General features: G+C 66.7%; 14 protein-coding genes. 8 read left to right on the top strand and 6 right to left on the bottom strand.

Going from position 1 to position 15,046, the window contains the following annotated elements; translation table 11 throughout:
* Positions 1–139: 139 nt before the first annotated feature.
* Positions 140–2,212 (bottom strand): NAD(+) synthase, encoded by a 2,073-nt coding sequence (locus JZ791_RS18900; protein ID WP_216896466.1) that lies wholly within the window; start codon positions 2,210–2,212, stop codon positions 140–142.
* Positions 2,213–2,924: 712 nt separating this feature from the next.
* Here JZ791_RS18900 and JZ791_RS18895 point away from each other — a divergent pair.
* Both JZ791_RS18895 and trxA read left to right on the top strand, forming a co-directional pair.
* A complete protein-coding gene (locus JZ791_RS18895; protein WP_216896465.1) occupies positions 2,925–3,362 on the top strand; it encodes a MerR family transcriptional regulator in 438 nt (145 codons plus the stop codon).
* Entirely contained in the window at positions 3,359–3,691 is a 333-nt protein-coding gene (gene trxA / locus JZ791_RS18890; protein ID WP_216896464.1) for a thioredoxin, read from the top strand. Before JZ791_RS18895 ends, trxA begins: the two co-directional genes overlap by 4 nt.
* Before the next feature lie 298 nt (positions 3,692–3,989).
* On the opposite strand, the gene JZ791_RS18885 is transcribed toward trxA, so the two are convergent.
* Both JZ791_RS18885 and JZ791_RS18880 read right to left on the bottom strand, forming a co-directional pair.
* Entirely contained in the window at positions 3,990–4,766 is a 777-nt protein-coding gene (locus JZ791_RS18885; protein WP_216896483.1) for a SigB/SigF/SigG family RNA polymerase sigma factor, read from the bottom strand.
* Between the two features lie 215 nt (positions 4,767–4,981).
* Positions 4,982–5,404 carry an ATP-binding protein gene (locus JZ791_RS18880; RefSeq protein ID WP_216896463.1) on the bottom strand — a complete coding sequence of 141 codons (423 nt, stop codon included), beginning with the start codon at positions 5,402–5,404 and terminating at the stop codon, positions 4,982–4,984.
* A 298-nt stretch (positions 5,405–5,702) separates the two neighbouring features.
* On the opposite strand from JZ791_RS18880, the gene rpe reads away from it, so the two are divergent.
* Positions 5,703–6,356 (top strand): ribulose-phosphate 3-epimerase, encoded by a 654-nt coding sequence (rpe, locus tag JZ791_RS18875; protein WP_216896482.1) that lies wholly within the window; start codon positions 5,703–5,705, stop codon positions 6,354–6,356.
* 19 nt (positions 6,357–6,375) lie between these two features.
* Here the strand turns inward: rpe and JZ791_RS18870 are convergent, their stop codons facing one another.
* A complete protein-coding gene (locus tag JZ791_RS18870; protein WP_216896462.1) occupies positions 6,376–6,843 on the bottom strand; it encodes a hypothetical protein in 468 nt (155 codons plus the stop codon).
* A gap of 633 nt (positions 6,844–7,476) precedes the next feature.
* On the opposite strand from JZ791_RS18870, the gene JZ791_RS18865 reads away from it, so the two are divergent.
* From JZ791_RS18865 to JZ791_RS18850, 4 genes are all read left to right on the top strand, one after another.
* Positions 7,477–8,091, top strand: a complete 615-nt coding sequence (locus JZ791_RS18865; protein ID WP_216896461.1) for a riboflavin synthase — start codon at positions 7,477–7,479, stop codon at positions 8,089–8,091.
* A gap of 75 nt (positions 8,092–8,166) precedes the next feature.
* A complete protein-coding gene (locus JZ791_RS18860) occupies positions 8,167–9,417 on the top strand; it encodes a bifunctional 3,4-dihydroxy-2-butanone-4-phosphate synthase/GTP cyclohydrolase II (RefSeq protein WP_216896460.1) in 1,251 nt (416 codons plus the stop codon).
* Positions 9,418–9,438: 21 nt separating this feature from the next.
* A complete protein-coding gene (gene ribH / locus JZ791_RS18855; RefSeq protein WP_216896459.1) occupies positions 9,439–9,918 on the top strand; it encodes a 6,7-dimethyl-8-ribityllumazine synthase in 480 nt (159 codons plus the stop codon).
* A gap of 16 nt (positions 9,919–9,934) precedes the next feature.
* Entirely contained in the window at positions 9,935–10,405 is a 471-nt protein-coding gene (locus JZ791_RS18850; RefSeq protein WP_216896458.1) for a PH domain-containing protein, read from the top strand.
* Positions 10,406–10,423: 18 nt separating this feature from the next.
* Here the strand turns inward: JZ791_RS18850 and ggt are convergent, their stop codons facing one another.
* Complete coding sequence (gene ggt / locus JZ791_RS18845; protein ID WP_216896457.1) at positions 10,424–12,370, bottom strand: gamma-glutamyltransferase; 1,947 nt, start codon at positions 12,368–12,370, stop codon at positions 10,424–10,426.
* Between the two features lie 310 nt (positions 12,371–12,680).
* Between ggt and JZ791_RS18840 the strand changes: the two genes are divergently transcribed.
* The gene (locus JZ791_RS18840; RefSeq protein ID WP_216896456.1) at positions 12,681–14,135 is read left to right on the top strand and encodes an amino acid permease; all 1,455 of its coding nucleotides are present in this window, start codon (positions 12,681–12,683) and stop codon (positions 14,133–14,135) included.
* A 59-nt stretch (positions 14,136–14,194) separates the two neighbouring features.
* Here JZ791_RS18840 and JZ791_RS18835 read toward each other — a convergent pair whose 3' ends face one another.
* Positions 14,195–14,995, bottom strand: coding sequence for an ABC transporter ATP-binding protein (locus tag JZ791_RS18835; RefSeq protein ID WP_216896455.1), 801 nt, complete (start codon positions 14,993–14,995; stop codon positions 14,195–14,197).
* Positions 14,996–15,046: the final 51 nt, after the last annotated feature.

Here is a 15,046-nt window from a genome sequence, read left to right as displayed (position 1 = left end):
CAGGCCGTCGGATCGCTGGGGGTGGGCCAGTTTCCGCGCGGGGACGGCGACCTGCTGGAGCCGGCCTTCGGTGCGTTGGGAGGCTGGGATGACGGGTTGGATCGGCCGAGGCACGCGAGCTTGGCAATGGGGCGTGGGATCAGGTGTTGGGGACGTTGTGTTCCAGCTCGTCGAGCCAGGCGGTCGCCACCGCATCGCTGGGCGCGCGCCAGTCTCCGCGCGGCGAGAGCGATCCGCCGGAACCGACCTTCGGCGCGTTGGGGAGGGTGGAGCGTTTGAACTGGCTGGTCTGGATGAAGCGGCGCAGGAATTCGGCGAGCCAGTGTTTGATCGTGGGCAGGTCGTATTCGTGGCGGTCGTCGGCGGGGATCAGATCGGGCCACAGGCCGCGGGTGCGGTCGGACCAGGCGTGGCGGGCCAGGTAGGCCACGCGGCTGGGGAGGTAGCCGAAGCGGAGTGTGTAGTACAGGTGGAAGTCCTGGAGTTCGTAGGGGCCGACCACTGCCTCCGAACTCTGGCCCGGTTGTGAATCCCCTTGGTCCGCAGTGGGTTCGGTGGGGACCAGTTCGGGGGAAATTTCCGTCTCCAGGATCGAGCGCAGTACCTCGTCGGCGTCCGAGCCGAGATCGCCGGTGTCCACCGACCAGGCGATCAGGTATTTGATCAGGGTCTTGGGCACCGAGGCGTTCACGCTGTAGTGCGACATGTGGTCGCCGACGCCGAAGGTGCACCAGCCCAGGGCGAGTTCGCTGAGATCGCCCGTGCCGAGCACGATCGCGCTCTGCTGGTTGGCAAGCCGGAACAGGTGCGAGGTGCGCTCACCGGCCTGCACGTTCTCGTAGGTGACGTCGTACTGTGGGATACCCTGCGCGGCAGGGTGATCGAGGTCGCGCAGCATCTGGGTGGACGACGGGCGGATGTCGATCTCGTGCGCCGAGACGCCCAGCGCCCGCATCAGCCGGTGCGCATCGGTCAAGGTTCTGGAGCCGGTGGCGAATCCGGGCATGGTGTAGGCGAGTACGTTCGTGCGCGGCAGGCCCAGCCGGTCCATCGTCTTGACCGCGACGATCAGTGCCAGGGTCGAGTCCAATCCGCCGGACACGCCGATCACCACGCGTTGTGATCCGGTCGCCGCCAGTCGTGTGGTGAGCCCGGCCACCTGGATGTGGTGCACCTCGGCGCAGCGTTCGTTGCGGACGGCGGGATTGGCGGGCACATAGGGGAATCGGGGGATATGCCTGCGCAGTTCGACGGCCTTCGTGGGTAGGGGTAGCCCGGCCTCGATGCGCCGCATCCGCGTCAGCCGGTCGTGGTGATCGTGCACGGTATCGGCGAAACTGGTCATTCGCAGCCGGTCCGCGGCCAGTCTGCGCAGGTCGACGTCGGCTGTGACCAGCTGCGGCTGATCGGTGAAACGATCACCCTCGGTGAGGATCTCGCCGTTCTCGGCGATCAGTGCCTGCCCGTCCCAGGCCATATCGGTGGTCGACTCGCCGTACCCGGCCGCGGAATACAGATAGGCCGCGACGTAACGTGCCGAGTGGGAGGCACACAGCTGCCGCCGATAGTCGGCCTTGCCCACCACGATATTGCTCGCGGACAGGTTAACCAGCACTGTCGCCCCGGCGAGGGCGGCGAATCCGCTGGGCGGCAAGGGAACCCAGCCGTCCTCGCAGATCTCGAGATGAAAGACGAAGTCCTCCATGTTGGTCGCGGTGAACAGCAGGTCCGCTCCGAACGGCACACGCTGCCCGGCGATCACGATATGGTCGTCCAGGGCCTCGCGCGCGGCCGCGAACTGCCGTTTCTCGTAGAACTCGCGATAGTTCGGCAGGTAGCTCTTGGGCGTGGCGCCCAGGATGCGGCCGCGATCGATCACGATGCCGCAGTTGAACAGTCGCCCCTGAGCCCGGACCGGCGCGCCGACCACGAGCACGGAATCGATACCGGCGCTCTCGTCGACCACCCGCGAGATCGCCTGTCCGACCGCATGATCCAGCGCATCCTGGTGGAACAGATCGTCCGCTGTGTACGTGGACAGCCCGAGTTCGGGAAATACGGTGAGCACCGCGCCGTCGCCCGCGGCCCGCCGGGCCAGCGTCAGCGTCTGCTCGGCGTTATAGGCCGGATCGGCCACCCGCACCGGCGGCACTGCGACGGCCACCCGCACGAAACCGTGCCGATACAGCGAATCGAACGGCAGCTGCGTCACACCATCCCCTTACTCACGGTCCGGTGATCATGGTCGCTCTGAAATCTACGGCAAAGCCGTGCGGGAATGCGCGGCGGACGCCTTGCCTTGACGTCGAGGAGAACCTTTACCGTCGGAATCGGTCGACGGCCGCCTCGCCGCAGTGTGGACGGGCTGATGTCGGTCACCAGTGCAGGAGGTACAGCAGTGACGCGAAAGGCCGGGCGCACAATTGGCGCGCCCTCGGACTCGGCCGACGAGAATCCGCCCCAGGGTAATGGAGCTGAGGTGGTCCGGGTGCGTATCGGTGACCTGGTCGAACGGGTGTCGATGGACCCGTACGGCGTGCGATGCAGCGAATCTCGTCGGTTGTCGGCCGCGCATCCGTGCGGCGGCGTGCGGCAGGGTCTGAGAGCTGGGGCCCAGGGGCGGAGCGAAGGACGCCGAATGCGCATCGGTGATCTGGTCGAACGGGTGCCGATGGCCCCGTACGGCCCGCGCTGCGGCGAGCCTGGCTGGTTGTCGACCGCGCATCCGTGCGGTGGCGTGCGGCAAGGTCTGCGAGCTGGGGCCCAGGGGCGGAGCGAAGGACGAATGCGCATCGGTGACCTAGCCGAGCGGGTGTCGGTGGCCTCGGACGGTCTGCGGTGCGGCGAATCCCATCGATTGTCGACCGCCTATTGGGGCGGCAGGGTGCGGCAGGGGGCCGCGGGGCGGAGAGAGGGGACGTCGGATGCGCATCGGTGAACTGGCTGAGCGGGCGTCGACCACCCCACGCGCGCTGCGGTACTACGAATCGCGAGGGTTGCTGTCGGCCCGCCGCGACAGCAGCGGATACCGCAGCTACGACGAGGCCGACCTGACGATCCTGCGCCAGATCCGCACCCTTCAGGACTGCGGATTCGAGCTGGAGGAGATCCGTCCATTCGTGGACTGCCTACGCGCCGGGCATACGTCCGGAGACGACTGCGCGTCCTCGGCCGAGGTCTACCGGCGCAAACTGGCCGAACTCGACGCACTCATCGGCCAATTGCAGGGCGTGCGCGGCTGGATCGCGGCCAAGCTCGACGAGCCCAGCCCGGACGTACCGCGCTGCGAATTCACCCTCGCACCCATCCACCTGGAACCCCGCGGCCGCGGGGCCGCATCGGACAAGGGAGATATCTCGTGACTACCACCGCCGCCCTACTGACAGTCACCGACGCCACGTTCGCCGAAACGGTCCTGACCTCGGACCTGCCGGTGCTCGTCGAGTTCACCGCCGGATGGTGCCCGCCCTGCCGCATGATCGAGCCGGTCCTGCACGAGCTGGCCGCCGAACAAACCGGCCACCTCACGGTCGCCCAACTCGACGTGGACGCCAACCCGGCCACCGCAGCCGCCTACCAGGTCCTGTCCATGCCGACGCTCATGCTGTTCCGCAATGGCGCCCCGATCCACACCTTGGTCGGCGCCCGCTCCAAACGTCGCCTGCTGGCAGATCTGGACGGGCTGTTCTGAGCCGACGCGTCAACGCGCTTTCCTCGTTGAGGGGCACTTCCGCACAGTTCAACCCTGCGTGTGTCCGCTCCTGGACGGGTTGAATAGTGCTTCACGGGCCAGCCGGTCCGTACTTGATCGGCGCCCGCTCCGAGCGTCGCTTGCTGGCGGATTTGGACGGGCTCTTCTGAGCCGACCCGTCGACCGTTGGTCGGGGGAGTTTGCGACGGTCCGAACCTGGCCTCTTACTACATTTTTCAGGCTCGAAAGTCCGTTTCCGGACAGATCGGCCCGCAGAATGGAGCGGGAGGCCGGTTCTCTATTCTCGTGCGGTCTGTTCTCGCAGTCGCGCGAGGGTTTTGGCGAGGATGCGCGAAACGTGCATCTGGGAGATCCCCATGCGCTGGGCGATCTGGGTCTGGGTCATCGACTCGAAGAAGCGCATGGTGAGGATCCGGCGTTCGCGCTCGGGCAGGCCCGCCAGCAGCGGGCGGATCGCCACGTATTCCTCGACGCGGTCGAACTGCGATTCCTCCTCGCCGAGGGTGTCCAGCAGGGATGCCTCGGTGTCGCGGCCGACCGATACCGCATCGATGGAGCTGGGCTGGTAGGCGTTGCCCGCGATGACCGCCTGGGTCACCTCGTCGGGATCGATCTCGAGTTCGGCGGCGATCTCCTTGGCGGTGGGAGACCGGCCCAGTTGCTGGGACAGCGCGTCGATCGCCGAACCGATGCGCAGGTGAGTCTCCTTGACGCGCCGGGGGACTCGCATCGCCCAGGTGTTGTCGCGGAAGTAGCGGCGTACCTCGCCCATGATCGTGGGCACCGCGAAGGACAGGAAGTTCGAACCCCGCGAGATGTCGAACCGGTCGACCGCGTGCACCAGGCCGACCCGGGCGACCTGGGTCAGGTCGTCGAAAGGCTCGCCTCGGCCGCTGAATTTGCGGGCGATATGGTCGGCCAGGGGTATGCACCGGCTGATCAGCTGGGTGCGCACCTCGCCGTGGCGGGCGCTGCCGGGTTCGGTGGCGGCGAGCCGCTCGAAAAGCAGTGCCACATCGTCGTATCCGGAGACGGACTGGGTGACCTCGGCCACCTCGTCCTCGGCGACGTCCTCGTCCTCGGTTTCGGGCTCTGCGGCGTCGGATTCACCAGCGGCAGATTCTTTTTCGACCGGGTCGGACTCGCTCGCGGCCTTTTCGGCGTGCGCGGATGCCTCCGCCGTCGCGTCGGGAGCCTGCGCGCCGCCGGATTTCAGGGCATCATCGGATTCGAACACGGTGTCCGCTTCACCACGATCTCGGCCGACCACTATGCCTTCCCCCGGACACGCCGGAATTCCACGGTCGTCGGATATCCGAGCACGGTCTCGTCGTAAGGAGCCTGGGCGGCATCCACCTCGTCGGTGAGGGTGCGCAGCACATGCCAGCCGAAACTGCGTTGGTCGGGTAGGCCCTGCGCCGCCGCCACACCGGCCACGTGCACCAGCAGATCCTTGTCGCCGACGGTGAATCGGCAGCGCAGCACGCTGCCGGGCGCGGCGACCCCGATGAGCGTCGAGCACGCCTCGTCCACCGCGAGCCGGATGTCGGCCACCTCGTCGAGGGTGAAATCGCTGAGGAGCACGAGAGTTTCGGCGAGCCCGCGCACGATCGGCAGCTGCGACACCGTGGCCGCTACTCCGATCTCCACTGGGGTGCCGCGCAGTCCCTGTTCCGCCGAAATGTTGATCACGCACTGAAGGCTACCCAAATATTGCCCCGGGAATCGAATCCGTGCCCAAATTGCGGCATGTGCCGGGCGGTCCGACCTGCGCCGGGCCGTCGGGAGGCGCAAACTGTTGTGGTCCACTATGGTTCGCGCGTGCGGGTCCGGGCCGGTGTGACGGAACGGTCGGTATGAACCGGTCGCGAACGGTTCGTCCACTTGTTTCGGCGGGTATCAGGCGCGTACCGGGCCATGATGCCCGGCGGCTACACTTCGCGCTGTGTCCGCCTCCGCTGAGACCCCGAAGTTCCATCGCCCCGCGCCGATGATCGCGCCGTCGATTCTCTCCGCCGATTTCGCTCGGCTCGCCGATGAGGTGCGCGCGATCGACGGCGCCGACTGGGTGCACGTCGATGTGATGGACAACCATTTCGTGCCGAATCTGACACTGGGTCTGCCGGTGGTGGAAAGCCTGCTGAAGGTCACCGATATTCCGCTGGACTGCCATCTGATGATCACCGACCCGGAGCGCTGGGCGCCGCCCTATGCGGAGGCGGGCGCGCACAATGTGACCTTCCACGCCGAGGCTACCGACGATCCGGTCGCGGTGGCGCGCGATATTCGCGCGGCCGGCGCCAAGGCCGGACTGTCGGTGAAACCGAATACGCCGATCGAGCCATATCTGGAAATTCTTCGCAATTTCGACACGCTGCTGGTGATGAGCGTGGAACCCGGATTCGGCGGGCAGTCGTTTATCGCGCAGGTACTGGACAAGGCCCGCACCGTGCGCCGCCTCGTGGACGCCGGTGAGCTGCGCCTGCTGGTCGAGATCGACGGCGGCATCAACATGAACACCATCGAGCAGGCCGCCGAAGCCGGCGTGGACTGTTTCGTGGCGGGTTCCGCGGTGTACGGCACCGACGACCGCGCCGCGACCGTGGAGATCCTCCGTAAGAAGGCCGCGACCGCGGCGAGCTAGGGTTCGGCCGACCGTCTCTCTAGTTGGTGTTGCGGGCCGTGACGCTGGCGCGAGTGGCCTCGATGACCAGCTCCAGGGGCGGCACGGTGTCCGCTGTCTCGGGCTCGCAGACCCAGGTGCGGTATCCGGTGCGTTCGTCGTCGGCCGAGGGCAGCACGACCTGGCTGCCGGTGCAGGCGACCGTCGCGTAGAGCCGGAACAGTTCGGCGGCAACGGATGTGGACAGCGAGCCCGGCCCGGCCGGGCCGGTGATGAAGGTCCAGCGCCGGGCGCGCGGGTGGTGCACCACCGGCCCGGCCAGACCTGCTTGGTCGAGCCGCAGCTGTACGCGTTCGCCGAGGTCGGCCGGCATGGTGACGGCCCCGTAGCGTCGGCCGATGTCGAGAAGAATGTGACGTGACGCGGGATCGATCGAAGCGGGCAGATGAAATTCGTGCCGGTACTGAACACAGCGGACTTCGAGTGTCGAATCGAGAAGCGTGGTCACTCCGTACCCCCATGTGTGTGGTTATCGTCCAACCTGGATCCGGCCCGGACGGGCCTCAACCTTCCGTCGGTTCGATTTCGCTGACTATTCCCGCGCCGCGGGCGACGGGGTGGAACGGTTTCCGTGCCGAACTGCTTCGCAATATCATCGGAAAGCTCTACCGGACATCTATGCTGTGCCGCAGACGCCCGAGGACGAAGTTGAACCTCGAGGTCAACGCCACAACAATATTGCTTCCGATTGGTTCGCGACGCAAGCGTTATGTGTGAGCGCGTCGCCGGATGGGTAGAACCCATTTGCGCACGGTATCCAGGGATACGTGTCGTATCGACCAGGGGATGATCTAGAAAACGTCGTCAAGAATTGTTCCGCGGTCAAATTCCCTATCATCGACCATTATTCTCGGTTAATTACAAGTGTGTACTCGATGAAGTCTCTGCGATTCGTATGAAGGCATCCGCGTCTGTCCGGATTCCCTGGACCTCCGGTCTGGATTCCGCCCAGCAAGACGCCCGGTGCCCTCGCCGGTTCGGCCTGGTTAGGCTGGTGACGCACCGGTGGCGGCGCGGAAGGGAATACCGCCCGCCGTCCGGACGGTTGGCGCAGACGAGCACCGGAGAAGGAGACGCGGGCATGTTCACTGGCATCGTCGAGGAACTGGGTGAGATCGTCGCGGTCGAGCCGCTGGCGGACGCCGCGCGCCTGCGGATCCGCGGCAAGCTGGTGACCTCCGACGCCAGGCACGGTGATTCCATCGCGGTGAACGGCGTATGCCTGACCGTGGTCGACATCGTCGACGGTGACAGTTTCACCACCGATGTGATGGGCGAGACGCTCAGCCGCTCCAGCATCGGCAAGCTCGACGTCGGCTCCCGGGTCAACCTGGAGCGCGCGGCCGCGGTGGACAGCCGCCTGGGCGGGCATATCGTGCAGGGCCACGTCGACGGCACCGGGGTCATCGTGTCGCGCGATCCGCAGGAGAACTGGGAGGTCGTGCGCGTCTCGGTGCCCGAGGCGCTGGCCCGGTACATCGTGGAGAAGGGGTCGATCACCATCGACGGCATCTCGCTGACGGTCTCGGGAATCGGCGCGGATGCGACAGGGGAGGATCGCGACTGGCTCGAGGTCTCGCTGATCCCCACCACCCGCGAGCTGACCACGCTCGGGACGGCGCCGGTGGGCACGACGGTGAACCTCGAGGTCGACATCATCGCCAAATACGTGGAACGACTCATGCAGCACCGATAGTTCGGGCGGCGAACGACCCCACGGGGCCACGCCGTAGTGTTAGTGGCACCTATTTCGAGACGGAGCACAGCAGACGTGACCAGGTTCGACACAATCGAGCGCGCAGTCGCCGATATCGCCGCCGGTAAGGCGGTTGTCGTCGTCGACGACGAGGGACGTGAGAACGAGGGCGACCTCATCTTCGCCGCGGAGAAGGCCACCCCCGAACTGGTGGCCTTCATGATTCGCTACACCTCGGGCTACATCTGTGTGCCGCTCACCGGGCCCGACTGCGATCGCATGGGCCTGCCGCCGATGTACGCGATCAACCAGGACAAGCACGGCACCGCCTACACGGTCTCGGTCGACGCCCGCGAGGGTGTCACCACCGGCATCTCCGCCGCCGATCGCGCCACCACGATGCGTCAGCTCGCCGACCCGGAGGCCAGCGCCGGTGATTTCAACCGCCCCGGACACGTGGTTCCGTTGCGAGCCAAGGAGGGCGGCGTGTTGCGCCGCCCCGGCCACACCGAGGCCGCGGTGGACCTGGCCCGGATGGCCGGCCTGAGCCCGGCCGGTGCGATCTGCGAGATCGTCAGCCAGAAGAACGAGGGCGATATGGCCCGCACCGAGGAGCTGCGGATCTTCGCCGACGAGCACGAGCTGGCGCTGATCTCGATCGCCGACATGATCTCCTGGCGGCGCAAGCACGAGAAGCAGGTCGACCGCATCGCCGAGGCCCGGATCCCCACCCGGTACGGCGATTTCAAGGCCGTGGGCTACAAGAGCATCTACGACGAGGTCGAGCATGTCGCGCTCGTGCTCGGCGACATCGGCGTCGACGGCGGCGAGGACGTGCTGGTCCGGGTGCATTCGGAATGCCTGACCGGTGACGTGTTCGGCTCGCTGCGCTGCGACTGCGGCCCGCAGTTGCACGCGGCGATGGAGATGGTGGCCGCCGAGGGGCGCGGCGTCGTGCTGTACATGCGCGGGCACGAGGGCCGCGGCATCGGCCTGCTGCACAAACTCCAGGCGTATCAACTGCAGGACGACGGTCACGACACCGTCGATGCCAATATCCAGCTGGGCCTGCCCGCCGATGCGCGCGACTACGGCACCGGCGCGCAGATCCTGGTCGATCTGGGCATCACCTCGATGCGCCTGCTGACCAACAACCCGGCCAAGCGCGTGGGCCTGGACGGCTACGGGCTGAGCATCACCGAGCGGGTGCCGATGCCGGTGCGCGCGACCGCCGAGAATCTGCGGTACCTGCGTACCAAGCGCGACCGCATGGGCCACGATCTGGTCGGGCTCGATGATCTGGACCTGGGCGAGACAGCGCAGTAGTAGAGAGAGGACTTTCTCCCGATGAGCGGCACCGGCGTACCGGAGTTCGACCTGGCCGAGGCGAGAGATCTGCGCGTGGCCGTCGTCGCGTCGCGGTGGCATACGGTCATCTGTGACACGCTGCTGGCCAACGCCGAGCGGGTGGCGCGCGCGGCGGGCGTCGAAGAGATCACCGTGGTGCGCTGCGCGGGCGCGATGGAACTGCCGGTGGTCGCGCAGGCGCTGGCCCGCACGCACGACGCGGTGGTCGCCCTCGGTGTCGTGATCCGCGGGGAGACACCGCATTTCGAGTATGTCTGCGATGCGGTGACAGCCGGGCTGACCCGGGTCTCGCTGGACGAGGGCACCCCGGTCACCAACGGCGTGCTGACGGTGAATACCGAAGCGCAGGCGCTGGATCGGGCAGGGCTGCCCGATTCGTCCGAGGACAAGGGCGAGCAGGCGTGCGCGGCGGCGCTGGATGCCGCGCTGACCCTGCGTGCGCTGCGGCAGGCAGTCTGAAAGGGTAGGCCGAAACGTGAAGCAGGACACCAGGACTGTGTCCGACTGGGATCTGGAAGTGCGACCGCGCCGGGCGGTGCTCGTCTCGCGCATCGTGGCCGGGGTGCTCGCGGTGTTGTTCATCCTGGCGGGGGTGTTGTCGGGGCACAGTGCCACCGGGGTCAACTTCCGTGTCGACGATCAGGTGGCCGTGATCGTATTCGGGCTGCTGCTGGCCTTGGCGGTGCTGACGCTGACGCGGCCGCGGGTGCGGGTCGGTGAAAGTGGCGTGGTCGTGCGGAATGTTCTGGGCGACAACGAATTCCAGTGGAAGGATATCCTCGGGGTATCCATCCCGGACAAAAAGGCTTGGGCCAGACTGGAACTGGTCGGCGACGAGTACATGCCGATGATGGCGATCCGAGTCAACGACGGTGACCGCGCGGCGCAGGCGATGGATCGTTTCCGCGAACTGGGCGCGAGATACACCGCCGCGCAGGGTAGCTGAGTGCCGGCTGATGTCCCGCTAGCGGGTATCGCCCATGACAGCGCCCTCGCGGCGTGGGTCCGCGCCGCCGATCCAGCCTCCCGGTTCGCGTTTCAATGCGCTCAGGCCGCTGGACTGCTGCACCACCGAGACCTGATGTCCCATCGCGCGTAGCTGCCGCACGAGCGGGTCGTGCTCGCCGTTGTCGGTGGCCTTGATATCGGGATGTTCGCCGCCTATTCCGGTGACCGGCGTGTTGGCCGCGCCGAAGTCGGGAGCGGAGACCGCCTGCTGCGGATTCAAGCCCCAATCCAACAGACCGACAAGGGTTTTCACGACGAACTGAATGATCACCGAACCGCCGGGGGAGCCGGTCACGTACGCGAGGCGGCCGCGTGAGCCGTCGGGATCGCGGTCGAAGACCAGGGTGGGGCTCATCGAGCTGCGCGGACGCTTGCCGCCCTGCACCCGGTTGGCCAGCGGTGCGCCGTCGGCGCCGGTCGGGATCGAGCTGAAATCCTCGAGCTGATTGTTGAGCACGAAGCCGTCGACGACGTGGAACGAGCCGAACGCCGCGTTGACCGTGGTGGTCATCGCGGCGGCATTGCCGTACTCATCGACCACCGAGATATGACTGGTGCCGTGCTCGGGCTGCTGTGGCCCGGTGCCGAGCGGAACCGGGCCGAAGTCGCCGGGCTGGGCGCTGCCCATGGTGTGTGCCGGATTGATCAGCGCCGCACGCTGTTTCAGGTAGGGCTTGTTCAGCAGGGTGTCGGGCGAATTACCCGGCAGTGGAACGAAATCCGGGTCGGCGACGTATTTGTCGCGGTCGGCGTAGGCCAGGCGCTCGGCCTCCGAGATCAGATGGACGGCCTGGGCCTTGGGCACGCCGCCGTCGCGATCTGGATGATCGGGTGCGAGCGAGGCGAGATCGAAATTCTCCAGAATGCCCATCGTCGCGGCGACGGTCATACCGCCCGAGGACGGGCCGGGCATACCGCACAGGATGTGCGTGCGGTAATCGGTGCAGATGGCGGTGCGTTTCTCGGCGCGGTACCCGGCGAGGTCCGCGAGGGTGATCTGCCCCGGGGTGCGCCCGGCCGAGGTGGCGCCGGTGGTGTCGACGATATCCTTGGCGATGGCGCCGGTGTAGAAGGCGTCCGGTCCGTCGGAGGCGATGGCGCTCAAGGTTTTTGCCATCGCCGGATCGGTGATGGTGTAGCCCTCGGGCTTCGGCGAGCCGTCAGGTTTCAGGAAATACGCCCTCGCGTTGTCGTCGCGGGCCAGATCCTTTGCGGAGGCGGCGATCTCGGCGGCCATGCGGGGGCTGATCGGGAAACCGTGATCGGCCAGGTCGATGGCCGGGGTGAACAGGTCGCGCCAGGATTGCTTGCCGTGGTCGTCGTGCGCCATCCGCAGCATGCGCAGCACGCCGGGCACGCCGATCGAGCGACCGCTGGCGGTCGTACTGGGCTGCGGCGGAGTGTGATCGGCATCGCTGGTCCAGCGCAGATAGTTCTCCGTCGCCGAGGCCGGGGCGATCTCCCGGCCGTCGTAGGCGTCGACGGATTTGGTGGCGGCGTTGTAGTACATCAGGAACGCGCCACCGCCGATGCCTGTGGCCTGCGGCTCCACCAGGCCCAGCACCATCTGGGCGGCGACCAGCGCGTCGGCTGCGGTGCCGCCCGAGGCCAGTACCCGGCAGGCCGCCTGTGTGGCAATGGGATTCGCGGCCGAGACCATATACGTGCGGGTGCGCACCGGACTCATGCCGGTGCGGTAGCCGGTGCCGATCTCCGGATTCGTGGCGATATCGCCTGTCGCAGTAGGTGCGTCGGCGGCGATATGCGTGCCGTTCGGAGCCTCGGCACACGATCCGGCCCCGGCGGCGGACGTGCCGGGGCTCGACGAACAGGCCGTGAGCAGACTGCCGATCAGAACCAGTACAGCGGTAGCGCCCGTGTGCACGTGCCGGATCCGCGTCATGCTCGGACTTTATCCAATGGCCGGTTACTTCGAGATGAACGCGACTTCCCCGCAGTGGGTGTTGGCCGACGCGGTCGGCACTGGGGCGTTAGTGTGAACGCGGGGTATCCGGGAGCTGACGCGACGATCCGGCAAAACCGTAGCAGCGTGCGGCTGGTAGACCACGGTCCAGATCATGGACAGTCGCCGGGTGGTAGCCAGCCGGTACCGCGCTGTGGTGATCGTTGTCTCAACTGTCGGTTATGCCTCGAGGGTATCGCCAGGTACCCTGTGCCCTCGACCGACCCACTGCGAAGGATTGAACCGTCACATGACCGAAGTACGGGGCAAGGAATTCCTCGACGCGGAGAACAGCGGCTACCAAAAGAGCCTGAAACCGCGTCAGCTACAAATGATCGCCATCGGCGGCGCGATCGGAACCGGCCTGTTCCTGGGCGCGGGCGGACGATTGGCCAGCGCCGGACCGGGACTGTTCCTGGTCTACGGCGTGTGCGGCCTGTTCGTCTTCTTCATTCTGCGTTCGCTCGGTGAGCTGGTATTGCACCGGCCGTCCTCCGGGTCGTTCGTGTCCTACACGCGTGAGTTCTACGGCGAGAAGGCCGCCTACGTCACGGGCTGGATGTACTTCCTGAACTGGTCGATGACCGGAATCGTGGATACCACGGCCATCGCCACCTACATGCACTACTGGGGTGCGTTCCAGCACGTCGCCCAGTGGTTGCTCGCGCTGATCGCGCTGGTGCTGGTGCTGAGTGTCAACCTGATCTCGGTGAAATGGTTCGGCGAGCTGGAGTTCTGGGCGGCGCTGATCAAGGTCGTCGCGCTGGTCGCATTCCTGATCGTCGGTGTGGTCTTCCTGGGCGGGCGGTTCACCATCCAGGGGCACAGCACCGGTCTGAGCGTGATCAACGCCGCGCACGGCTGGTTCCCGACCGGTATCCTGCCGCTGGTCACCGTCACCTCGGGTGTCGTGTTCGCCTATGCCGCAGTCGAATTGGTCGGCACCGCGGCCGGTGAGACGGAGAATCCGGAGAAGATCATGCCGCGCGCGATCAATTCGGTGATCGCGCGTATCGCGTTGTTCTACATCGGTTCGCTGGTGCTGCTGGCGGTGCTGCTGCCCTACACCGCGTATGCGGCGGGGGAGAGCCCGTTCGTCACCTTCTTCTCCAAACTCGGTGTGCCGCATGCTGGTTCGGTGATGAACTTCGTGGTGCTCACCGCCGCGTTCTCCAGCCTCAACGCCGGTCTGTACTCGACCGGGCGCATCCTGCGCTCCATGTCGATGAACGGCAGCGCGCCCAAATTCACCAGCCGGATGAACAGCCGCGGTGTGCCCTACGGGGGCATCATGCTGACGGCCTTCATCGCGCTGCTGGGTATCGCGCTCAACTACTTCGTCCCCAAGCAGGCGTTCGAGATCGTGCTGAACGTGGCCTCGCTGGGCATCCTCGCCTCCTGGGCGGCGATTGTGCTGTGCCAGTTGCAGTTGTGGCGCTGGTCCAAGCTCGGGCGGCTGGAGCGTCCGGCGTATCGGATGTTCGGCTCGCCGTACACCGGGATTCTGACGCTGATATTCCTGGTGGTCGTGCTGATACTGACCGCGTTCGACTATCCGGTCGGCACGTGGACGGTGGCGCTGCTGGTGGTGATCGTCCCGGCGCTGGTCATCGGCTGGTTCGCCTCGCGCAAGCGGGTCCTGGCCATCGCGGCCGAGCGGGAGGGGTACACGGGCGAATACCCGGTCGTGCGGCCCGTCGACTGACTCTGGTGTCGGCCCGGCCCGCAAGTCACGGGCCGGGGCCGATGGCGTTGTGCCGGAGTTCAGACGCGCACCGCGCGGTCGCTGCGCACCTGCCAGCGGCCGTCGGTGCGAGTCAGCCGGATCGGGTGGTCGAAGCAGGCGGTGATGTTCTCGCTGGTGAGCACGTCGTCGACCGAACCCGTTGCGATACAACGACCCTCGCGCAACAGCATGGCGTGCGTGGTGCCCGGCGGCAGTTCCTCGAGGTGATGGGTCACCAGAACCGAGGCCAGTCCCGGATGGGCGTTCTGCAGGCCGTCGATCCGCTCGATGAGCTGTTCGCGTCCGGCGACGTCCAGGCCCGTGGCGGGCTCGTCCAGGAGCAGTAGGCTGGGATCGGCCATCAGGGCGCGGGCGATCAGCGCGCGGCCCCGTTCGCCCTGCGACAGGGTGGGCCAGCGGGCATCGCGGCGGTGGGACACTCCCAGCAGTTCGATCAGCCGGTCGGCCTCGGTGATCTGCTCACCGGTCGGGGTCCAGCGCTGCTGTATATCGGCGGTATTGGTCAGGCCGGTGAGCACGACCTCGTGCACGGTCAGCGGATAGGGCAATGCGTGACGGGGGTCGACGTGGCCGATGGCCTTGCGAAGCTCCCGCATATCGACCCGGCCCAGCCGCTTGCCCAGGACCTCGACCGTGCCCCGCGTGGGGTGCTCGAAGGCGCCGACCATCTTCAGCAGCGTGGTCTTGCCCGCGCCGTTGGGGCCCAGCAGCGCCCAGTGTTCGCCCGGACGGACCGTGAACGAGATATCGGACAGGATCGCGTTGCCGTTGCGGACGAAATCCACGCCGCCGACCTGGACAATAGGGGAGTCGACCATGATCCCACGGTAACAAACTCCTCAGACAAGCTGATAGGTGATCTAGATCAT

The sequence above is a fragment of the Nocardia alni genome (assembly GCF_019038435.1).
GTDB lineage: Bacteria > Actinomycetota > Actinomycetes > Mycobacteriales > Mycobacteriaceae > Nocardia > Nocardia alni.
The sequence above is the reverse complement of the archived record's forward strand: the minus strand, read 5'-3'. Positions and strand labels throughout refer to the sequence as shown.